The sequence below is a fragment of the Dyella sp. genome, from assembly GCF_035277725.1.
Taxonomy (GTDB): domain Bacteria; phylum Pseudomonadota; class Gammaproteobacteria; order Xanthomonadales; family Rhodanobacteraceae; genus Dyella_B.
Genome location: NZ_DATEJY010000086.1, coordinates 1 through 21,604, shown reverse-complemented (window position 1 = coordinate 21,604; position 21,604 = coordinate 1). Strand labels below are relative to the sequence as shown.

General features: G+C 61.5%; 18 protein-coding genes and 1 pseudogene. 10 read left to right on the top strand and 9 right to left on the bottom strand.

All coding sequences use genetic code 11. The features are described 5' to 3' along the window. Nucleotides 1-361: 361 nt before the first annotated feature. On the top strand, nucleotides 362-850 hold the full coding sequence (locus VJR68_RS08165) for a hypothetical protein (protein ID WP_324147177.1): 489 nt from the start codon (nucleotides 362-364) through the stop codon (nucleotides 848-850). 22 nt (nucleotides 851-872) lie between these two features. Here VJR68_RS08165 and VJR68_RS08160 read toward each other — a convergent pair whose 3' ends face one another. From VJR68_RS08160 to VJR68_RS08145, 4 genes are all read right to left on the bottom strand, one after another. Next, nucleotides 873-1,730 (bottom strand): 2OG-Fe(II) oxygenase, encoded by an 858-nt coding sequence (locus VJR68_RS08160; RefSeq protein WP_324147176.1) that lies wholly within the window; start codon nucleotides 1,728-1,730, stop codon nucleotides 873-875. A gap of 154 nt (nucleotides 1,731-1,884) precedes the next feature. Beyond that, complete coding sequence (locus tag VJR68_RS08155; protein ID WP_414647753.1) at nucleotides 1,885-4,011, bottom strand: prolyl oligopeptidase family serine peptidase; 2,127 nt, start codon at nucleotides 4,009-4,011, stop codon at nucleotides 1,885-1,887. A gap of 234 nt (nucleotides 4,012-4,245) precedes the next feature. Continuing rightward, a complete protein-coding gene (locus VJR68_RS08150) occupies nucleotides 4,246-6,270 on the bottom strand; it encodes a sodium-translocating pyrophosphatase (RefSeq protein WP_324147175.1) in 2,025 nt (674 codons plus the stop codon). Nucleotides 6,271-6,636: 366 nt separating this feature from the next. Further along, nucleotides 6,637-7,905 (bottom strand): 6-phosphofructokinase, encoded by a 1,269-nt coding sequence (locus tag VJR68_RS08145; protein WP_324147174.1) that lies wholly within the window; start codon nucleotides 7,903-7,905, stop codon nucleotides 6,637-6,639. A 195-nt stretch (nucleotides 7,906-8,100) separates the two neighbouring features. Here VJR68_RS08145 and VJR68_RS08140 point away from each other — a divergent pair, with 195 nt between their 5' ends. Further along, nucleotides 8,101-8,685 carry an adenylate kinase gene (locus VJR68_RS08140; protein ID WP_324147173.1) on the top strand — a complete coding sequence of 195 codons (585 nt, stop codon included), beginning with the start codon at nucleotides 8,101-8,103 and terminating at the stop codon, nucleotides 8,683-8,685. A 53-nt stretch (nucleotides 8,686-8,738) separates the two neighbouring features. Next, on the top strand, nucleotides 8,739-10,094 hold the full coding sequence (gene mpl, locus VJR68_RS08135) for a UDP-N-acetylmuramate:L-alanyl-gamma-D-glutamyl-meso-diaminopimelate ligase (protein WP_324147172.1): 1,356 nt from the start codon (nucleotides 8,739-8,741) through the stop codon (nucleotides 10,092-10,094). A 222-nt stretch (nucleotides 10,095-10,316) separates the two neighbouring features. Here mpl and VJR68_RS08130 read toward each other — a convergent pair whose 3' ends face one another. Together VJR68_RS08130 and VJR68_RS08125 are read right to left on the bottom strand one after the other, a co-directional pair. Continuing rightward, entirely contained in the window at nucleotides 10,317-11,732 is a 1,416-nt protein-coding gene (locus VJR68_RS08130) for a hypothetical protein (RefSeq protein WP_324147171.1), read from the bottom strand. Further along, complete coding sequence (locus VJR68_RS08125; RefSeq protein ID WP_324147170.1) at nucleotides 11,729-12,637, bottom strand: ABC transporter ATP-binding protein; 909 nt, start codon at nucleotides 12,635-12,637, stop codon at nucleotides 11,729-11,731. The genes VJR68_RS08130 and VJR68_RS08125 overlap by 4 nt, the downstream gene beginning before the upstream one ends. Before the next feature lie 105 nt (nucleotides 12,638-12,742). Between VJR68_RS08125 and VJR68_RS08120 the strand changes: the two genes are divergently transcribed. The 3 genes from VJR68_RS08120 to VJR68_RS08110 all read left to right on the top strand — a co-directional run bounded on the left by VJR68_RS08120 (nucleotide 12,743) and on the right by VJR68_RS08110 (nucleotide 15,762). Next, entirely contained in the window at nucleotides 12,743-13,345 is a 603-nt protein-coding gene (locus VJR68_RS08120; protein WP_324147169.1) for an LON peptidase substrate-binding domain-containing protein, read from the top strand. 5 nt (nucleotides 13,346-13,350) lie between these two features. After that, entirely contained in the window at nucleotides 13,351-14,169 is an 819-nt protein-coding gene (locus VJR68_RS08115) for an NAD(P)-dependent oxidoreductase (protein ID WP_324147168.1), read from the top strand. A gap of 249 nt (nucleotides 14,170-14,418) precedes the next feature. Further along, complete coding sequence (locus VJR68_RS08110; RefSeq protein ID WP_324147167.1) at nucleotides 14,419-15,762, top strand: sigma-54 dependent transcriptional regulator; 1,344 nt, start codon at nucleotides 14,419-14,421, stop codon at nucleotides 15,760-15,762. 219 nt (nucleotides 15,763-15,981) lie between these two features. Here VJR68_RS08110 and VJR68_RS08105 read toward each other — a convergent pair whose 3' ends face one another. Continuing rightward, nucleotides 15,982-16,332, bottom strand: a complete 351-nt coding sequence (locus tag VJR68_RS08105; protein ID WP_324147166.1) for a hypothetical protein — start codon at nucleotides 16,330-16,332, stop codon at nucleotides 15,982-15,984. A 352-nt stretch (nucleotides 16,333-16,684) separates the two neighbouring features. On the opposite strand from VJR68_RS08105, the gene VJR68_RS08100 reads away from it, so the two are divergent. Both VJR68_RS08100 and VJR68_RS08095 read left to right on the top strand, forming a co-directional pair. Continuing rightward, nucleotides 16,685-17,899 (top strand): acetylornithine transaminase, encoded by a 1,215-nt coding sequence (locus VJR68_RS08100; RefSeq protein ID WP_414647752.1) that lies wholly within the window; start codon nucleotides 16,685-16,687, stop codon nucleotides 17,897-17,899. A 28-nt stretch (nucleotides 17,900-17,927) separates the two neighbouring features. Continuing rightward, nucleotides 17,928-18,347, top strand: a complete 420-nt coding sequence (locus VJR68_RS08095) for a VOC family protein (protein ID WP_324147164.1) — start codon at nucleotides 17,928-17,930, stop codon at nucleotides 18,345-18,347. 43 nt (nucleotides 18,348-18,390) lie between these two features. Here the strand turns inward: VJR68_RS08095 and VJR68_RS08090 are convergent. Together VJR68_RS08090 and hemL are read right to left on the bottom strand one after the other, a co-directional pair. Beyond that, nucleotides 18,391-19,250: pseudogene (locus VJR68_RS08090) on the bottom strand (ion transporter). Nucleotides 19,251-19,256: 6 nt separating this feature from the next. Next, nucleotides 19,257-20,540 carry a glutamate-1-semialdehyde 2,1-aminomutase gene (gene hemL / locus VJR68_RS08085; protein ID WP_324147163.1) on the bottom strand — a complete coding sequence of 428 codons (1,284 nt, stop codon included), beginning with the start codon at nucleotides 20,538-20,540 and terminating at the stop codon, nucleotides 19,257-19,259. Nucleotides 20,541-20,752: 212 nt separating this feature from the next. Here hemL and VJR68_RS08080 point away from each other — a divergent pair, with 212 nt between their 5' ends. Next, the gene (locus tag VJR68_RS08080) at nucleotides 20,753-20,947 is read left to right on the top strand and encodes a rubredoxin (RefSeq protein WP_324147162.1); all 195 of its coding nucleotides are present in this window, start codon (nucleotides 20,753-20,755) and stop codon (nucleotides 20,945-20,947) included. 102 nt (nucleotides 20,948-21,049) lie between these two features. Then, entirely contained in the window at nucleotides 21,050-21,220 is a 171-nt protein-coding gene (locus VJR68_RS08075) for a hypothetical protein (RefSeq protein ID WP_324147161.1), read from the top strand. Nucleotides 21,221-21,604 lie beyond the last annotated feature (384 nt).

The window sequence follows — 21,604 nt, the reverse complement described above, 5'->3', positions numbered from 1 at the left end:
CTAGCCCCTCAGCCGGCCCCATGCGGCCGCGCGCGGCTTGACCAGACAGCCGCCAGTCTGGCGCTGCGCCACGCACGACCACCTGGGGGACGGCTGAGGGGCTAGGAGAACTGCGCTGGGACAACAAAAAGGCTTTAAAAAAATAAAGGCAATTGGCTATGGAGGGCATGTGCCGACCTGCATAGTCTGAACCGGTCGCAGGGCTCGCTAACAAAACCTTATCGTCAGCACCTCCCCAGGCAGACGAACCCGGCGGCGACGACGTCTCCCTCACTTCCCACTCCCGCGAAGCAGTTGTCCCACGCAACGGCTTCGCGGGCTTTTCTCGGCTGGCAGCTTCGTTCTGATCGAGTGATAACCCATGTCGGTACCGTTTGATTCCGGCGCGTCGGGGCATCTGCGCGCGCATCCCACCATGCTGTTTGTAGTACTGGTTATCGTGGCGCTCGCCACGGCGGATCTCCTGTTTGCATGTTCGTTCTGGCATGCGCTGTATCGCGTACCACCCGTACGCATCCTGCAAAACATCGCTGCAGGCCTGCTGGGCAAGCGTGCCTTTCTCGGTGGCGGCGGTACGGTAGCGTTGGGCGCGCTGCTGCACTACGCCATCATGAGCGTGATGGTGGGGGTGTATTACCTCGCCAGCCGGCGCGTGGATGGGCTATTCGAACGCCCCTGGTTGTACGGCTGCTTGTATGGCCTGGGGCTTTTCGTGGTGATGAATCTGATTGTCGTGCCGCTGTCGGCAGTGCCGAAAACGCCGGTGCCGGCAAGCTGGGTCGTCAGCAGCATCGTGGTGCATGTGATCATCGGCTTGGTGATTGCCTTGAGCCTGCGGCGAGCGGCGTAGTCGCTACGTCAACGTGCGAGTGTCAGCGCGATGCTTTTTGGAACGGATGCTCGCGCAGCCATTTGGTGGCGATCCATTTCTCGCCTTTCTCCACCGACAATCCGGCATGCAGGGATGCCTCATCGCCGGTGTCGTAAGCGAAATAGACGGCCGAACCACGCAGCGCCGTCACGGTAAGCCCTACTTCCGGAAAGGCCGTGCCGCCACCTGCGTCAGGTGTGTTCAAGTACATCACCAGGCTGGCGATGCGTTGGCCACCTTTGGCGGTAATGGCGGCAAACCCGGGTTGCTCGGGATTGAACCAATCGTAGTGCGCTTCGTATTGCTGACCGGGGCGGTAGTGCAGCACCTGCAAGCCTTCGCCGTGATCAACGGGAATGCTGAGCATGGTGGCGATGCGTTGCTCGATGCGCTGGATCAGTGGCGTTTCGCCAATGGTGAAGAACATGCCTTCGCTGGTGCGGCGCGCGTCGATCTGCTGCTTGCCTGAGCTGTCCACCGTCTTGGCCCGTTGCAGGCGCGGCGAGGCCTGTTCGATCAGGCCTGCGCATTCCTCCGGCGAAAGAAAATCATTGAGTACGCGCAGCGCTGGCGATTCCATGCTGAGTCCGACATGGACGGTATGGCCATTGACCACCATCTGCGGCGCTTCCGGATGCCGCGTGCGACGGCCCTGGCTTTTCGGTGCTGGCGCTTGCGCATGCGCCTCCAGCGCCGAAACCGGCATGTTCAACACGGCGGCAACGATGCTGCGGCTCTGCCGCGGGTCGTAGCCGGTCTCCTGCATCATCTTCAACACGGTGTCGACGCTGTGGCCGGCACGCGTGGTGGTGAGGATCCATTCGCGCAGTTCGGGGCGTATCGGGAGATGCGATGTCATGGCGGCGATTTTAGCCGGTGCATCGCAGGGGCGCGTAGGCGGGGATGACATCCCAGCCTTTGCAATTTCCGATGCTGGGATGTCGTCCCAGCCTACGTTGTTGCCCTCACCCCAACCCCTCTTCCGAGGGGAGAGGGCTTAAGTGCGAGATGCCTTACTTCAACCGATCCCACAAGAACTCATACGCCAGCGCATGCATGTAAGCCGCCTGCTTGTTGTCCGCGCCGGCGCCGTGGCCGCCTTCGGTGTTCTCGTAGAACCACACGTTCTTGTAGCCCATGCCTTCCATCTTCGCCGCCATCTTGCGTGCCTGCACCGGTCCGACGCGATCGTCGCTGGTGGTGGTGTAGAACAGCACGGAAGGATAAGTCGCATCGGCTTTGACGTTCTGATAGGGCGAGAACGTCTTGATGAAGTTCCACTGCTTGGGATCATCCGGATTGCCGTATTCGGCAATCCACGATGCACCGGCGGAAAGATGCACGTAGCGCTTCATGTCCAGCAACGGCACTTCGCAGGCGATAGCGCCGAACAATTGCGGATAGAGCGTCAGCATGTTGCCCATCAGCAGGCCGCCATTGCTGCCGCCTTCGGCACCCAGATGCTTGGATGACGTAACGCCACGCTTGATCAGGTCACTCGCCACGGCTGAAAAGTCTTCATAGGCACGCGGGCGATTCGCCTGCAATGCGGCCTGGTGCCAGCGCGGACCGTATTCGCCACCGCCGCGGATGTTGGCGATTACGTAGACGCCACCGCGATCCAGCCAGGCGCGGCCGATGCTGCCGCTGTAGAACGGCTGCAGCGAAACCTCGAAACCACCGTAGCCGTAGAGCAGGGTGCGATGGCTCCCATCGAGCTTGAGGTTCTTCGGGGCGATTTCGAAGTAGGGCACCTGCGTGCCGTCCTTGGAAGTGACGAAGTGCTGGCTTACCTCGTATTTCGATGCGTCGAAGAACGCTGGGCTCTGCTTGATCGTCTGCGCGTTGCCATCACCCAGCACGCCACGTTGCAGCGATGACGGTGTCAGAAAACCGGTCACGCTCAGCCAATATTCGTCGCTGTGGTCCGGGTCCGTATCTACGACCGAGACGGTGCTGAACGTGGGTGCGCCGGGCATGTCTTCGCGTGCCCAGGTACTGTCGGCTTTCGGCGTGAGCACGTCGAGGCGGCTCTTTACGTCGTCCATGATGTCGAGAATCAAGTGATGCTGCGTCCATGCATAGTTCGATAAGGCCGTGTGCCGGTCCGGTGCGAACAGCGTGGTGAATTGGCGCTTGCCGGCCATGAAGTCGTCGAACTTGATCGCGATCAGCGCGCCGGAAGGATACGTGTTGCCGCCCACCGTCCACGCATTGCGCAACTGCACCAACAGCCATTCGCGATGCGGATCGACCATCGCCGCATCTGCCGGCACGTCGAGATGAATCAGCTTGCCGTCCTTGAGCTGGTACGTATCGCTGTGAAAGAAATCGTGCGCGACACTGACGAAATCACGCTCGAATCCCGGCGTGCGATCGTGATTGGCGCTTACCGCGAGATCCTCCATCTTGCCTTCGTATACCGTGGTGGCGGCGCTGAGCGGCGTGCCGCGCTTCCACACCTTGGCAATGCGCGGATAGCTCGAGGTGGTCATCGAACCCGGCCCGAAATCGGTGCCAACATAAATGTGATCCTGATCGATCCAGCCGACCTGGGTTTTGGCGACAGGCAGGGTGAAACCATCTTTCACGAACGACTTGCTGGGAATGTCGAACTCGCGCACTTCTACTGCATCGCCGCCATCGGGCGACAGGTTGAGCAGGCAACGCGTGTAGTCGGGTTTCAGGCAATCGCTGCCCTTGAACACCCAGCGCTTGCCCTCGGTTTTGTTGAGTGCATCAACATCCAGCAGTACGTCCCACTTGGGTTCGGCCTTGCGGTATTCCTCCAGCGTGGTACGGCGCCAGAGCCCGCGCGGATGCGCCTTGTCCTGCCAGAAGTTGTAGAGGTAATCGCCGCGCCGTTCCACGTAGGGAATGCGCGCATCGGAATCGAGCACTTCCAGGATGCGATCGCGTGTATGCGTAAAAGCAGGGTTGTCGGCGAACTGCTTCTGGGTGACGGCGTTCTGGGCTGTTACCCAGTCCATTGCGCGCGTGCTGTGGATGTCTTCCAGCCAGAGATAAGGATCGTCGGAACTTGCGGCGGCGCCCGGCGCCGGAGTGTCTTGGGCTTGGGTCATGCCGCTCATTATGACGGCGAGTGCCAGTGCCAGGCGCATCGATGCTTTCAGACTCATGCTTCCCTCTCATGGTGGATGCGTGCCGGACGCACGCAGAGCGGCCAGCATGCCAATTTGGCGTGAAAACGCCAGTGTGGAAAGTGGGAGGAGAGGGAGGATAGTCACGTAGGCTGGGATGAAATCCCCAGCATCGATATGCATGGCAATGCTGGGATTTCATCCCAGCCTACGGTGCTCCATAGCGGACCAAATCAGGGCTGAAGCTTCAGCCCTGATTTCATGCCTGGACACTCAAAGCAAAGGAATCAGCAACAGTGCCACGATGTTGATGATCTTGATCAGCGGATTTACCGCGGGGCCGGCGGTATCCTTGTAAGGATCGCCCACGGTATCGCCGGTGACCGCGGCCTTGTGCGCATCGGAGCCTTTGCCGCCGAAGTTGCCATCTTCGATGTACTTCTTGGCGTTGTCCCAGGCACCGCCGCCGGTGGTCATCGAAATGGCCACGAACAGGCCGGTGACGATGGTGCCGATCAACAGGCCGCCGAGCGCTATCGGGCCGAGCGCGAAGCCGACGATGATCGGCACCAGCACCGGCAACAGCGAGGGGATCAGCATTTCGTTGATCGCCGACTTGGTCAGCAGGTCCACCGCGCGGGAGTAATCCGGCTTGGTGGTGCCTTCCATGATGCCGCTGATCTCGCGGAACTGGCGGCGCACTTCTTCCACCACGGCACCCGCGGCGCGGCCCACGGCTTCCATCGCCATAGCGCCGAACAGGTACGGGATCAAACCGCCGATCAAGAGACCCACGATCACGCGGTGATCGGAGAGATCGAAGGCAAACGTGGTGCCCGCGTGCTCCAGCGACAAGTGATGCGTGTAGTCGGCGAACAGCACCAACGCAGCCAAACCAGCCGAGCCGATGGCGTAGCCCTTGGTGACGGCCTTGGTGGTGTTGCCCACCGCATCGAGCGGGTCGGTAACCCCACGCACGTCCGGCGGCAATTCCGCCATTTCGGCAATGCCGCCGGCGTTGTCGGTGATCGGGCCATATGCATCGAGTGCCACCACCATGCCGGTCATCGACAGCATCGCGGTAGCGGCCACGGCAATACCGTATAGACCCGCCAGCGCATACGCGCCCCAGATCGCGGCGCATACGGCGAGCACCGGCAGCGCGGTCGATTTCATCGATACGCCGAGGCCCGCGATGATGTTGGTCGCATGGCCGGTGGTGGACGACTTCGCCACATGGCGTACGGGAGCGTATTCCGTGGCGGTGTAGTACTCGGTGATCACCACGATCACGCCGGTCAGCACCAGCCCGATCAACGCACTGCCATACAGCCGCGTGACACCCAGCGTGGCGTCGGCCATCAGGTTCTTGGTGATCGGCCAGAACGCGATCGCCGCCAGTACGGCGGAAATCATCACGCCCATGTACAGCGCATTCATGATCTTCGTGCCGCGTGCGCGGACAAAGAATGTGCCGATTACCGAGGCGATGATCGACGCTCCACCCAGCAGCAGCGGATACAGCACCGCATTCACGCCGGCCTGTTCGCCGACCACGCCGCCGAGCAGCATGCTGGCGATCAACGTCACCGCGTAGGTTTCGAACAGGTCAGCGGCCATGCCGGCGCAGTCGCCGACGTTGTCGCCCACGTTATCGGCGATAACGGCAGGGTTGCGCGGATCGTCCTCCGGGATACCGGCTTCGACTTTGCCGACCAGATCCGCGCCTACGTCCGCACCCTTGGTGAAAATGCCACCGCCCAGGCGCGCAAAGATCGAGATCAACGACGAACCGAAAGCCAGGCCGATCATGGCGTGCAAGGCGCGGCCGTTGTCGTAGCCCATGTGTGTGAGCACCGCGTAATAGCCTGCCACGCCAAGCAGGGCCAGGCCCACCACCAGCATGCCGGTGATCGCGCCGCCGCGGAATGCGACGTTCAAGGCGGCAGCCAATCCCCCGCGTGCCGCTTCAGCGGTACGCACATTGGCGCGCACCGAGACGTTCATGCCGATGTAGCCGGTTGCGCCGGAAAGCACTGCGCCAATCAAGAAGCCAATGGCGGTGCCCCAGTCCAGGGCGAACCCGATGATGACCAGCAACACCACGCCTACGAGCGCGATCGTGCGGTACTGGCGGTTGAGGTAGGCGCGTGCGCCTTCCTGGATAGCCGAGGCAATTTCTTGCATGCGTGCGTTGCCTGGCGACTTCGCCAGCACCCATCGCACTGAAAACGCCCCGTACAAGATCGCCACGACCGCGCAAGCTAACGCGATCCACAAGCCATACTGCTGCAGCATCGGTGCCTCCCCATCGTTGGTTGAACCCAAGTGATCTGAAGCGCAATGACACTAACTTAAGCCTCGTCGCCCCGGCGAAGGGCGGGACCCAGTGACTTTATAAGAGCTAAAAAAGTCGCTGGGTCCCGCCCTTCGCCGGGACGACGATTGAAGCTCTTTCGTCGTATTCAAGCGAAGCGCAGCTTAAGTTAGTGCCATTGATCTGAAGCGAGCTGATGGAGGGCAGTATAGACAGAGGTTTGCGATTTATCCGTTGTGCGTCGCAGCGGCCACGCCGGTGCGACAACGCGTGCATGGTATGGATCGCTGCGTCCTTCCGTCGTCATCTACACGTATCCCGATGTGTGGATCGCGTGAAGTGCGAGATCAGGCGAAGGCGGGCAGCTTCGTCGTCACTCGATGGTTTTTCAGCGACGCGTACTTGGGCAAGCCTTCGCGCCCATATGGCGGTGGCGCTTCGCCACAAATCAGCGGGGACAGATAACGCCGCGCAGCCGGCGTGATACCGAAACCATCGCGTGCGATGAACTTGTCCGGCATCTTCTTCTCGTGATTGGCGATCTTGCTCAACGGCGCCGGCTCCAGTTTCCAGCGATACGGTGCGTCGGACGTGCGCACGATCACTGGCATCACCGCATTCATGCCGGCCAACGCGTAATCCACCGCGGCCTTGCCCACGGCATAGGCTTGATCGGCGTCGGTCTTGGACGCCAGGTGGCGCGCTGAGCGCTGCAGGTAATCCGGCAACGCCCAGTGATATTTGTAGCCGAGCTTCTCTTTCACCAGCGCGGCCAGAACCGGCGCCACGCCACCGAGCTGCGCGTGGCCGAACGCATCGCGCGTGCCGGCTTCGGCCAGGAACTGGCCTTCGGCATTCTTGATGCCTTCGGAGGCCACCACCGTGCACCATCCCACGCGTTCCACCGTGGCTTTCACCCTGGCGAGAAACGCGGCTTCGTCGAACACGCGTTCGGGGAACAGGATGATGTGCGGCGGAGCACTGTTGCCTTCGCCGGCCAGGCCCGAGGCGGCGGCGATCCAGCCGGCATGGCGGCCCATCACTTCCAGAATGAACACCTTGGTGGACGTGTCAGCCATGGAGGCGACATCCAGGCTTGCCTCCAACGTGGACACCGCCGTGTATTTCGCCACCGAACCGAAGCCTGGACAGCAGTCGGTCACTGCCAGATCGTTGTCCACCGTCTTGGGCACGCCAATGCAGCGAATGTCGTAATCCATGCTTTGGCCGAGCTGCGAAATCTTCAGCGCCGTGTCGGCCGAATCGTTGCCGCCGTTGTAGAGAAACCAGCGGATATCGTGGGCGCGGAACACCTCGATCAGCCGCTCGTACTCGGCGCGGTTGGCGTCCAGCGATTTCAGCTTGTAACGGCAAGAGCCGAACGCACCGCCCGGCGTGTGCCTGAGTGCGGCAATGGCGGACGCCGTCTCCTTGGTGGTGTCGATCAATTGCTCACGCAATGCGCCCAGGATGCCGTTGTGCGCCGCGTACACCGGAATGCGGTGGGCGCGTGCCGTCTGGATCACGCCTGCGGCCGTGGCATTGATCACGGCGGTGACGCCGCCGGACTGGGCATACAACAGGCGACCGGTAACGGAACGTGCTTTCGACTTCATGGGCTGCTTTCTCCGAAGGCATATGACAATTCGACTTCAGTCACGGAACACATATTTATCAAGCAGTTGCTGTGAATTCGAGGCGTTTGTCGTTTGACGCCACCCCCCGCAGACGCTACCTTGACCGGCATTCATCTAAGGAGTCTCGGGGAACTGCCGCAGTGTGCGACAGAACCCGGGATCTTGTGGAGATTTATGCGACTTGTCCTTCTTGGCGCGCCCGGCTCGGGCAAGGGTACCCAGGCTGCTCGGCTGAAGGCCGATCTCGGCGTGCCGCACATTTCGACCGGCGACATGCTGCGTGCGGCGGTGAAAGCGGGGACACCACTGGGTATGAAAGCCAAGGCAGTCATGGACGCCGGCCAGCTGGTCTCCGATGACATCCTGCTCGGCATGCTGGAAGAACGTTTGGCTGAACCCGACACGCGGCCCGGCTTCATTCTCGATGGCTATCCGCGCAACCTCGCGCAGGCCGATGCGCTGGATCACCTGCTGACCAAGATCGGCCAGCCGCTGGATGCCGTGGTGAAACTGGAAGTGCCGAGCGAAGTGATCATCAAGCGCTGCGAAATCCGTTTCGCCGCCGAGCATCGCAAAGATGACGATCCGGTGGTCGTGCGCGATCGTTTGAAGGTCTACGCCGAACAGACGGCCCCGGTGGCCGACTTCTATGCGCGCCTGGGCAAGCTGCAGGTGGTCGACGGCGTGGGTGAGCTGGATGACGTCACGGCACGCGTGAAGCGCGTGCTGGCGAACGAGACAGTGGCGGCGAACAGTTGATCTGTATTACCTCTCCTCGCGAGGAGAGGGCTTAAAGACCCCACGGGCTATTCATGCGTCTGCACATCCTCGGTATCTGCGGCACCTTCATGGGCGGCGTCGCCGCCTTGGCACGCGAAGTCGGCGAAACGGTAGAAGGCTCCGACGCCAACGTTTACCCGCCGATGAGCACGCAGCTCGAAGCACTCGGCATCGAGTTGATGCAGGGCTACAAAGCCCAATACCTGCAACCGGCGCCCGACCTGGTCATCGTCGGCAATGCGATGGTGCGCGGCAATTCCGCCGTGGAATACATGCTCAACGAGCAGTTGCGTTACGTATCTGGCCCGCAATGGCTAGGCGAGCGTTTGCTGGCCGAGCGCGAAGTGCTGGCCGTGGCCGGTACGCACGGCAAGACGACCACCACCAGCCTGCTGGCGCATCTGCTCGATAGCGCAGGCTTGGCACCCGGCTTCCTGATCGGCGGCGTGCCCGGCAACTTCGGTATCTCCGCGCGGCTGGGGCAGGGCAGGCATTTCGTGATCGAGGCCGACGAATACGACAGCGCGTTTTTCGATAAGCGCTCCAAGTTCGTGCATTACCGTCCGCGCATTGCGATCCTCAATAACCTCGAATACGACCACGCCGACATCTTTCCGGATGTCGCCTCGATCCAGCGCCAGTTTCATCATCTTGTACGCACGGTGCCAGGCAACGGCAAATTGATCGTCAACGCGCACGATGCGTATCTTGCGGAAGTGCTGGCGATGGGCTGCTGGACGCCGGTGGAAACGTTCGGCATCGGCAAGGGTGATTGGCAGGCGTGCTTGATCGAAGCAGATGGCTCGCACTTCGCGGTTGAGTACAAAGGTGAAGCGATCGGCGAAGTGAACTGGCCGCTGCTTGGCGATCACAGCGTGATGAATGCGCTCGCTGCACTCGCCGCCGCGACAGCGGCAGGCGCTGATCCGCGTGCATTGTTGCCGGCATTCGGCAAGTTCCAGAGCGTCAAGCGCCGCATGGAAGTGGTTGGTGAGGTCGATGGCGTGCGCGTCTACGACGACTTTGCGCATCACCCCACCGCCATCGCCACTACGCTGGCCGGCTTGCGCGCCAAAGTAGGCAAGGCACGCATCCTGGTGGCATTGGAACCGCGCTCCAATTCCATGCGCCTGGGCGCGCATGCCGAAGCCTTGGCGCCTTCACTGGCCGATGCCGATGCGGTGGTGTTTCTGCACCGCCCGGAATTGCCGTGGGATGCCCGACGCGTGACCGATGCCTTGCACGGACGTGCCAGCACGGCGCCCACCGTCGAGGAGCTGCTTGCCGCGCTGAAAGCAAAAACTCGCGCGGGCGATCACGTCGTCTTCATGTCCAACGGCGGTTTCGAAAACGCGCCGCGCCGCTTCGTCGAAGCGCTCGATTCGTAACCGTCAGCCGATAGCGTGTAGGTTGGGGTGCGAACCCCAACGCTCTTGCGTGTCGGGCAGAGCACGTTGGGGTCCGCACCCCAACCTACCTCGCTGCGAAAACTTTGAATCCGTCGCCCCAGCGAAAGTTGGGGGCGACGATGCTTATAGTGAGCGCCTTTGGGGTTAACCCAACGACGTCGCGCGGAGACGTTGGGTTACGCTGCACCAGCCCACCCTGCCTCAGCCGATCGGCGCATCGAACCGCGGTGCTCGCGACACATACTCGCGTTGCGCGGCAAGCCACACGCCTGCGCCAAAACCCAACGCGACCAGCGCGAGCAATCCGCCACCGATCGCATAGCCGATAGCGCTTACCAGCCAATAACCGCCCCAGTACACCGCCATCGCCCCGAACATCACCACGAGATTGACGATGGTGCGGCCCGTGCTGCCTTCCGGCCCGATCAGATGCAAGGCAAGCGCCGCCAGGCTGGTGGCCAGTGAAACGATCGTCGCCACGAACAGCATGTGCCATGGATCCGGCGCATGCACCAGCACGGCGCCGAGCGCGGTGTAGACGAGTGCGGTGAGCAGGCTGATCGGTACCAGGATAAGCAGCGCATCCGACATGGTTTGCTGATACTCGGCGCGTGTCTCTGGCGCCAACGTCAGGTAAAGATCGGCCATGTTCGGCCGCATGCGCACCATGCCGACGTTCAATTGCGGAAAACGCGAGATGCTCAGCATGATGGCGTAGGCGCCGACGACCACCGGATTGAAATGCTGGCGATGCATCACCGCGACGAAATAAAAACAGACGATCACCGCCACCAAGGCGATGCGCAACGCAATGGCCTCGGGATTGTCGTTCGGCAGTAATAGCCGTCGCACCAGCACCATGCGTCGCTGAAAACTTGGCTGGCGCTGATAGGCCGTCAGCGCGCGCTGCAAGGCGCGTTCGGCCAGCCGCTCATACATGGCGGTGATGCGTTTGCCGAACAGGCCAAGGCGTCGCGGCTCGCCGGGTGCAACGCGTGTTTGCGTGCGGCCAAGGCTGGTGCTTTCCAAGGGCGATGCTTCGGTTTCGCGATCCTCGATGCGCAGCAGCGGTGCAAGGCTGAAGCGCAGCAACAAGGCAGCGATGGCCAGCAGCAGCCATGGCGTCCATGGCGAGTGCAGCGAAGCCTTGAACACGGTATTCGCCAAGGATGGCACCCAACCCAGCACAATGAAAAACGGCCAGATATAGGCGCCGGTGCGCGGATTGCTGCCCATCAGCAGACCCGCGGCGGCGATGACCAGCAAGCCGCCGGCGATAAGCGAAAGGTGCGGCGCGCCACCGATGGCGGCAATGATCACGGGCAGCGTCACCCACATCGCGACGTCGATAGCCCCATATTCCAATAGCCGACGGCGGAAATCCGGCAACAAAAAACTTTCCGGCACGCAGACGCTGCGCAGCTGATAACCCTGGCCGGTATGCCACATCCACGTCGCCACGCCGAACAACGTGGCGGCCATAAGGACGAGTTCCTCATCACCAAGCAGCCAACGCACCGCAAAATACGCCGCGGCCAGGCGCAGCAAGTTCGCCAGCACCACCAGCACCGGCGTGCGGCGGAACAATTGCAGCCAAAGCTGCCAGGCGACGCTCATGCCAGCTCCACGAACAGATCTTCCAGCGTAGGCGTCTCGACGTGCACGGTGGCGCTTTCGCGCACGGCGAGCGCATGCAGGCTATCCATCATCGGATCTTCCACCAGCAGTACGGCTTGTTCGCCCTGCACGTGTGACTTTAGACTGCCGGCCACGACCGGCGCCTCGGTCCAGCCTTGGGGGCGCGCGAACACCACGCGCTTCAACCGCTCGCGCAGTTCGGCGAGTGGACGCATGAATTGGATGCGTCCGTCACGCAATAACGCGATATCCGCATCGGCGCGTTCCAGATCGGCGGTGATGTGCGTAGAAAAGATCACCGTCTTGCCCGGCGCGCGCATCAGCGTCAGCAATTCGCCCATGAAGGCGCGGCGTGCCTGGGGATCGAGGCTGGCTACCGGTTCGTCCAGCACGAGCAAATCCGGATCGGGCGCGATCGCGCGCACGATGGCCAGCTTTTGTCGCTGGCCTTGCGAGAGTTCGCCGATCTTCTGCTTGATGTCCAGTTCCCAATTCGTGAGCAGGCGTTCGACCAGCTCGTGGTTCCAGCGTGCGTAGAACGCGGCGGCGAAATCGAGATAGGCGCGCACCTTCATCCATGGAAACAGATCGAAGGTCTGCGGCACGAAACCGATGCGATGCATGCGCTCGCCGCCCGGTTCCAGCATCGGTTCGCCAAACAAGCGGATGTTGCCGCCATCGATCGGCGACAGGCCCAGCAGGCAGCGCAGCAAGGTGGTCTTGCCTGCGCCGTTGCGTCCGAGCAGGCCGATCACGCGTCCACTGGGCACGCTCCAATCCAATGACCTCAATACGTCGCGCTTCTTGAAGGATTTATCCAGGCCGCGAACCTCCAGCACGGGCGAAACGGATGCCTGCTGCGCGAGGGGTGGGGCGGGAGACATGACGGTAGCCAGTGGTGTGACGGACATCTGATGGAGCTTCCTGCGTGGGTTCCGGTGCACTCTGCCGTGTGCGATATGACACGTCCAGTGGCTAATATGCGGCGCATGGCTGCCCAACTCCCTACGATGGACGTCCCTTTGTTTCCGCTCGGTACCGTGCTGTATCCGGGCGGCCAGCTGCAGTTGCGCATCTTCGAGCAGCGTTATCTGGACATGGTGCGCGAATGCACGCGCAGCGGTACGGCATTCGGCGTCTGTTTGATTCTGGACGGCGCCGAGGTTGGCTCGCCGGCGCGGCCGGCGGCGATCGGCACGTTGGCGCGCATCGTGGATTTCAGTCACCGCGACGATGGCTTGCTGGGTATCGCCGCGGAAGGTGGCAGCCGTTTTCGCGTCGTGCGCACACGCGCACGCTCGGATGGTTTGCTGCGCGGCGACGTGCAGCTGTGGCCGGATGAAACGCCGCAAGAGGTGCCGGTGGAATTCTCCCTGTTGCAGACCATCCTTGAACGTTTGATTGAAACGATGGGGCCGCATTGGCGCCATGCGCCGCGTGCCTCCTATGACGATGCCGGCTGGGTCGGCTTTCGGTTGGCGGAATTGTTGCCGTTGGCGCGCGAAGAACAGCAACAGCTGTTGGAGATGACCGATCCATTGCAGCGTTTGACGATCTTGCGCGATATCCTGCCGCGCTTTCAGAAGGCTTAGACCCTATGCAGAATCTCGCCGGAAAAACCTTGTTCATCACTGGCGCGTCGCGCGGCATTGGCCTTGCCATCGCGCTGCGCGCTGCGCGTGATGGCGCCAATATCGTGATTGCCGCCAAGAGCGGCGTGCCCAATCCTAAGCTTCCCGGAACGATCCACACCGCGGCGGCCGAGGTGGAGGCGGCGGGCGGCAAGGCGTTGGCGTTGAAAGTGGACATTCGCGAAGAAGACGAGGTGCGCGCCGCGGTGGCGCAAGCGGTGGAACGCTTCGGCGGCATTGACATCGTGATCAACAATGCCAGCGCCATCTGGCTTGCCGGCACCGAAGGCACGCCGATGAAGCGCTTCGATCTCATGCACCAGGTGAATACGCGCGGCACCTTCATGGTGACGCAGGCGTGCCTGCCGTATCTGAAGAAGGCTAGCAATCCGCATGTGCTGATGCTGGCGCCGCCGCCGAATCTCGATTCGAAATGGTTCGCCCCGCATACGGCCTACACCATCGCCAAGTACGGTATGAGCCTGTGCGTGCTTGGCATGAGCGCGGAATTCGCAGCCATGGGTATCGCCGTGAATGCGCTGTGGCCGAAGACAGTTATTGCCACGGCAGCCATTGCCATGATCGATGGCGTCAAACCCGAGCAATGCCGTCGCCCTGAGATTGTCGCGGATGCGGCTCATGCGCTGCTGACTCAACCGGCCCGCGAATGCACGGGACGCTTCGCGATCGATGAGGAGGTATTGCGCGAAGCCGGCATGTGCGGCTTCGACCAGTACGCTTGTCAACCCGGCACGCCGCTGCTGCCCGATCTCTTCCTGAACTGACGCGTTCAAGAAGCCAGCTGTCATCAGCTCGCCGCCATCGTTGATTAGGATCGGTAGCCTGCTCTTGCCGGTTTACTGGTCGGCCTGGGGAATTTAGTTTGCTTAAAGAGTGATCACTTAAGAATTTCCGGTGTATATTCCGTGAACGGTGTCGCGTTTTCGACACATGCTGGCCACAGGCGCGGGGGCGATGACCTGTTGCGGGACGTAGCAGGTGCTGTGGGCCAGCCACCTGAGGGAGGCGTTGCGATGATCAGCGATACGTCGATCCGCTGTTTAGTGTGGTTCGGGGAGCCGACGAGTACAGAACGAGCGCGTTTGGCGCAGGCAGGCTGGCATACGCGAGTTGCGGACGCGAATGCAACGGGAGGCGGTGTCGGTATTCGGCGAGGCGATATCGTCGTGGCCATGGCGGACATGCGCATGGCCGATGTTGAGGCTTTGCACAGCATGGCCAGGTTGATGGCCGATCATCCGCGTATCCCATGGCTGGCGTTGCTGTCCGCGGAGACGTCGGTGCAGGCGCCGGAAGTGGAGCGTGTGCTTCGTGCCAGCATCGATTTCTTCACCGCGCCGATCGACCTGCAGCGTTTGGTTGAAACGCTCGGCAAGCTGGCGGGCGATGCAACGCCGCCGGTGATTGCGCATACCGACGTGCCGGGCATTACCGGCACCAGCCCGGCGATGATGTCGGTGGTGGCGAGCTTGCGTAAATACGCGCCGGTGGATTTGCCGGTGCTGATCACCGGCGAAACCGGCACGGGCAAGGAAGTGGCTGCGCGCGCCTTGCACAAGCTGTCGCCGCGCCGCGAGCATCCCTTTGTGGCCATCAATTGCGGCGCGTTGCCGGCCAATCTCGTGCAGTCGGAGTTGTTCGGACATGAGCGCGGCTCGTTCACCGGTGCCAACGCTCGACGCATCGGCCATTTCGAGGCAGCGGCGGGCGGCACGGTGTTTCTGGATGAAGTCGGCGATCTGCCGCCCGATGCGCAGATGAGCCTGTTGCGCCTGCTGCAGGAAGGCACGCTGGAACGTGTGGGTTCCACGCAATCGATCAAGCTGGATGTGCGCGTGCTTGCCGCCACGCACGTGGATCTTGAAAAGGCGGTGGCGCAAGGCCGGTTCCGCGAGGACTTGTATTACCGCCTCAACGTGTTGCGCCTGCGTATGCCGGCGTTGCGCGAGCGTGCCGACGATGTGCTGCAACTGGCGCAGATATTCCTGGATAGCTTCCGCAAGCAACATGATTGTCACGCACGCACGTTCAGTGCGGTCGCGCGCAAGGCGCTGCGAGACTTCGCGTGGCCGGGCAATGTGCGCGAGTTGCTCAACCGCGTGCAGCGTGCGGCCGTGGTAGCCGAAGGTGCGCAGATCAGCGTGGCCGATCTGGATCTGGAAGATGTGGTGGCACCGCGCGCAGGGCACTCCAGCCTGGGCTTGATGCGTACGTCGGCCGAACGCGATGCGGTGATGGCGTGCCTGCGCGAAACGCGCTTCAACATCAGCGAATGTGCGCGGCGCTTGAAGGTATCGCGCGTGACGATCTACCGGTTATGCAAGAAGCATCAGCTGGTGCTGGAAGACCTGCACTGAGCCGTTAAAAAAGCCCCTCTCCCGCAGTGAGAGGGGCATGGCTTGCAGCCATTCGAAATCTACGCGCAACGGATGACATCCGGTGCAGGCGGCACTCTGCGAAGGGAAGACCCCCGGCTCGCAGGGGACGAGCCGGGGGCTTCCACATGGTGCCCGGCGGCATGTCGCCGGGTTACCGCCCTCATTGCCGTCTTGCGACGGCGCGTTCTTTTCTTGCCATTACGGGTTCGAAATCTCCATGGCGAGGTTGTCTACGCGGTTGCCCGACCATTCCTGGTGCAGGGCCGACGTCGCGACGATGTAATTCATCTTGCTTGTGGTGGTTGCCGACATTTGGTTCAGCGGTTCCTCGCGGTGATTGGCCACGGTCATGCCAAGCGCGATGGAGGCGCGATCGGCGGATTGCCCGGCTGCATGAGCCATGGAGACGACTTCACCAGCCTTGGTTTTTTGCACGACACAGGCGCCATCGGCGAAACCCGTCACGGGAAGCAGCAGGCTGAGCAGTCCGGCACAAACGAGCGCGATCCGGATATCGGCGCAGCGACGTAATAGCTGGCATGTACCCATTGGATGAGCCTCCCCTCTGCTGGTTTAGGGGCAAGTCCTGTGCCACCTGTAAAAAGTCCTGAAAAATGAAGGGTTGGCCTAGGTTTCCGCCGCATGGCGCAGCGGCCGCTCTGTGCACGGTTGTTACAGTGGGTTGGAAAGCGGTGTGTCGATGGAGGGCGCCGTGAAGCGATTTTCAGCTGATGTAACCGTTTTGGTACAGATCGCGTCGGGCTGGACAACGCTGGCGTATGTTGGCGCGGAAAGCTTGCTGCTAGGATGCCTCTTCCCCCGTTTTTTTTACGTTCTTATCCTCTTGGCGTGGCTGCGGCCGGGCCAAGAGCCATGCATGTATTCACTACAGGAGTCTGCGGTGTCGTCCCTCGTCGATCTTGGCAAGCGCTATTGGTTACCCGTCTACAAGCCGCGCGAGCTGGTGCTCGACCGAGGCAAGGGCGCCCGCGTGTGGGATACCGAGCAGCGCGACTACATCGACTTTGGTGCGGGCATCGCGGTCAATGCCCTGGGCCATCAGGATCCGGATCTGCTGGCGGCCTTGACGGCGCAAGCGCAGAAGCTTTGGCACAGCAGCAACGTGTTCTACACCGAGCCGCCGCTGCATCTGGCGCAAGAGTTGGTGGAAGCGTCCGGTTTTGCCGAGCGCGTATTTCTGTGCAACTCCGGCGCCGAAGCGAATGAAGCGGCGATCAAGCTGGTGCGCAAATGGGCAGCGGAGCAGGGCCGTGCGCCGGAGCAGCGGATGATTATTACCTTTCGCGGTTCGTTTCACGGGCGCACCCTCGCCACGGTCACCGCCACGGCGCAACCGAAATATCAGGAAGGCTATGAGCCGCTGCCGGGCGGTTTCCGTTATTTGGACTTCAACGATGTTGCCGCGCTCGAAGCGGCCTTTGCGGCGGGCGATGTCGCCGCCGTGATGCTGGAGCCGGTGCAAGGCGAAGGCGGTGTGCTGCCGGCGGCGCCTGGTTTTATCAAGCGCGTGCGCGAACTCTGCGATGCGCATGGCGCGTTGCTGGTGCTCGATGAAATTCAATGCGGCATGGGTCGCACCGGTACGCTGTTCGCGCATACGCAAGATGGCGTCACGCCGGATATCGTGACGCTCGCGAAGGCGCTGGGTTGCGGCTTCCCGATCGGCGCGATGCTGGCTGGCCCGAAGGTGGCGCAAGTGATGCAATTTGGTGCTCATGGCACCACTTTTGGCGGCAATCCCATGGCTGCCGCTGTTGCGCGCGCTGCGCTGCGTAAATTGTCATCGCCGAAACTGCTGGCTAACGTGCAGCGCCAGTCCGCCGCGTTGCAGGAAGCGCTGAAGTCGATCGGTGCGGAACTGAGCGTGTTTTCCGACGTGCGCGGGCGCGGCCTGATGCTGGGCGCCGTGCTGGCAGAGGCTTATCGCGGTAAAGCGGGCGAAGTGCTCGACATGGCCGCCGCGCACGGCCTACTCGTGTTGCAGGCAGGGCCGGACGTCTTGCGTTTCGTGCCGCCGCTGAACATCAGTGATGAGGAGTTGTCCGAGGGTCTGTCGCGTCTGCACGTCGCTTTGCGTGCTTTCGTGGCGAAATAGTTCTGGATAACCACTCAGGAAGAATCACATGAAATACCTGCACAGCATGGTTCGCGTGCGCGACCTGGATGCGTCGCTTCGTTTCTACTGCGAAGGGCTTGGCTTGAAAGAGGTGCGTCGCATGGAAGTGCCGCAAGGCAAGTTCACCCTGGTGTACCTTGCTGCGCCGGAAAGCCCTGGCGCGGAAGTCGAGCTGACGTATAACTGGGGCTCGGAAGAAGATTATGGCTCGGCACGCAATTTCGGCCATTTAGCGTTCCAGGTGCGCGATATCTATGCGACCTGCGCGCACCTGCAATCGATGGGTTACACCATCAGCCGTCCGCCGCGCGATGGACATATGGCGTTCGTGCGTTCGCCCGACCTCATATCGATCGAGCTGCTGCAGGATGGACATCTGCCTCCGCAGGAGCCGTGGGCATCCATGCCCAATGTTGGAAGCTGGTGAAGCAAACAGCGGAGGGGAACTCATGTTTCCCCCTCTCTGGGCTTCAATCCTCACTCTCGAACAACGATGTGCCGCATAGCCGGCAATGCGATGCATCGCTTTCATGATCGATCTGGCCGCAGTGGGGGCAGGGCACATGTTTGCGCCGTGAGCGCATGCTGGCTGCCAATTCCGCCGTAAAAATGCCGGTGGGCACGGCGATGATGCTGTAGCCGATCAAGATGATCAGTGACGTCAGCAATTTCCCCAACGCGGTTTTCGGCGTGATGTCGCCGAAGCCGACCGTGGTCATGGTGACGATTGCCCAATACATGAAGTGGGAATCGAGGTGAAGCCGTCTTCCGGGCCTTCGATCAAGTACATCAATGCGCCGAAGATCAGCACCAAGGTAAGAATGGTGCTGAAGAACACCAGGACTTTTCGTCGTGCGCGCAACAGCGTGTACCAGAGCAAATCCGCCTCACCGACATAGCGCGTCAGCTTGAGGATGCGGAAGATGCGCAGGATGCGCAGCGCGCGCACCACCAACAGATATTGGCTGCCCACTGCGATCAAGCTTATCCACGTGGGTAGCACGGCCAGGAAATCGACCATGCCGAAGAAGCTGCGCATGTAGCGCCACGGACGATCGACCACCACGATGCGCATCACATATTCGAGCGTGAAGAGCAGGGTGAACGCCCATTCCAGCGCGTAGAAGATCCCGCCGTATCGCGCATGCGCTTCTGCAACGGTATCCAGCATCGCCACCACGATGCTGCCCAGGATGGCGATGATCAGCAGAACGTCGAAGCGGCGGCCGGGCGCATCATCGTGTCCGAAAATGATGTGAAACCAGCGCGCCCGCCATCCGCCTTGCCTGGCGGGGTGGAATCGATCGGGAAAGGGTGTGCGTCCTTGCATTGGCGATCAGCCTGCGCGTGCCAGCCGCATGGAGGTGCGTGCTGCATCCAGAGTGGCGGCGATGTCCTCATCGCTGTGCGCGGAAGAGAGAAAACCGGCTTCGAATGCGCTTGGCGCAAGGAATACGCCGTGCTCGAGCATGCTCTGGAAGAAGCGGTTGAACATCGCCGTATCGGCCGCCGTGGCCTGCGCGTAGCTGCTCACCGTTTCGTGCGTGAAGAACAGTCCGAACATGCCGCCCACCCGGTTGGTACTGAATGGAACGCCCTCGCCATCGGCCACTGCTTGCAAACCGTCGGTCAGCAGGCGCGTGCGTGCAGCCAGCCTCTCGTAGAACCCGGGTGCTTGCACCAGCTCGAGCATGGCCAGGCCAGCAGCCATCGCAACCGGGTTTCCACTCAGGGTGCCAGCTTGGTAGATCGGGCCGGCCGGTGCAATCTGTTCCATCAGGTCGCGGCGTCCACCGTAGGCGCCCACTGGCATGCCGCCGCCAATGATCTTGCCGAAGGTGGACAGGTCTGGCTTGATCCCATACAGCGCCTGCGCGCCGCCGAGCGCGACGCGGAATCCGGTCATCACTTCGTCAAAAATCAGCAGGGCGCCGTGGCGTGTGCAAAGCTCGCGCAGGGCTTGCAGGTAGCCTTCCTGCGGCGGAATGCAGTTCATATTGCCGGCGACCGGCTCGATGATCAGGCCGGCAATATCGCGGCCATGTTCCGCAAACAGTGTTTGGGCCGCTTGCAGATCGTTGTAGGGTAAGGTCAGGGTGAGATCGGCGTTTGCCGTCGGTACACCGGGTGACGTCGGTACGCCGAACGTCAGCGCGCCAGAGCCGGCTTTCACTAGAAAGCTGTCGCCATGCCCGTGATAGCAGCCTTCGAACTTCACGATCTTGTTGCGCCCGGTGGCGCCGCGCGCCAGGCGGATGGCCGACATGGTCGCTTCGGTACCGGAATTCACCATGCGCACCATCTCTATGGAGGGCACTAGGCGTGTGATGGTTTCTGCCATCAGCACTTCGGCCGGGCAGGGGGTGCCGAATGACAAGCCATTCCGTACCGCGCGCTCGACCGCTTCGCGCACGTGTGGATGGTTGTGCCCCACGATCATCGGGCCCCATGAGCCGACGTAGTCGATATAACGCTTGCCGTCCACGTCCCACAGATAGGCGCCCTCGGCGCGTGCGGTGAAAAAAGGCTCGCCCCCGACGGATTTGAACGCGCGGACCGGAGAATTCACGCCGCCGGGCAGCAGTTTGAGGGCGCGCTGAAAAAGTTCATGGTTGGTCATTGGCAGCAACTCGATGGGCAGGGGCAATCGGTGACGCTTGGACTGCGTCGGGAAGGCCGCCATTTTCCGGGCGATGTCCGTTGACTGCCAGTCGTATGCGCAAGGGTGTGACGCTATGTTCAAGCAGGCCGGATAAAAGACCTGCATGGCCGCTTTCGCATCGCCGGAGGAGTTGCGAGAATGTGCCGTTAACTCTGATCTAGCGAGTCCCTATGAACCAAATTTCCACCGAAACCACCTTGCGCAAATGGATGTGCGTGGTCTGCGGCTTCATTTATGACGAGGCCGAAGGGCTGCCGGACGAGGGCATCGAACCCGGCACGCGTTGGGAAGATGTGCCCGATACCTGGACCTGCCCTGATTGCGGTGCGACCAAAAGCGACTTCGAGATGGTCGTGATCGACTGATTCCGCCGCGCGCTGCCTGCAAATCGCCCGATTTCGCCAGCGCTCCGGCTTTTCTCTCTGCTGCAATGGTTTCCGTGCGGAACCCACCCCCGAGGCACGGCCATGCAGCAATTCATTCCTTTCGAAGACGATTGGGACGCGTTGGAAAAGATGCTTCCCGAGGCGTTGATTCCCTATCGCGTCGGCTACGTGCCTGTGCATGAAGCCGGCCAGGTGGGACAAGTAGATAGATCCGGTAAGGTGCCTGCGCGTCTGCCGGATACTATGAAGTAGTTCCGGTCTGGGCAGGCTTTCCTAGTATTTGAGTCCGCGCTAGCCGGGCGGGCTAGTGACGGTGTCCTCCTTGTGTTTCGCTCTCTGCGCGAAATTTTTGCGCAGATTGTGCTTTCGCCCCTTCACAGGACTGTAAACCGGCGCTATGATTTCACCCCCTTCGACGAGACAAGCCCTTCGCGAAGGTTCCCCGAAAAACCCCGACAACAATTTCGAATTTGGGTGTTGACGGAAGCATTAAGAGATGTAGAATGGGCGGCTCACCCGGGACGAAATGCTTCGGGGCGATCTTCAAAAGAAGGTTGCAAGTGATTGATCTTTGACAGTGTGCGCAGGTGACTTGTGTGGGCGCCTTGCGGTGGTAGCTGATTAGCTGTCCACAAA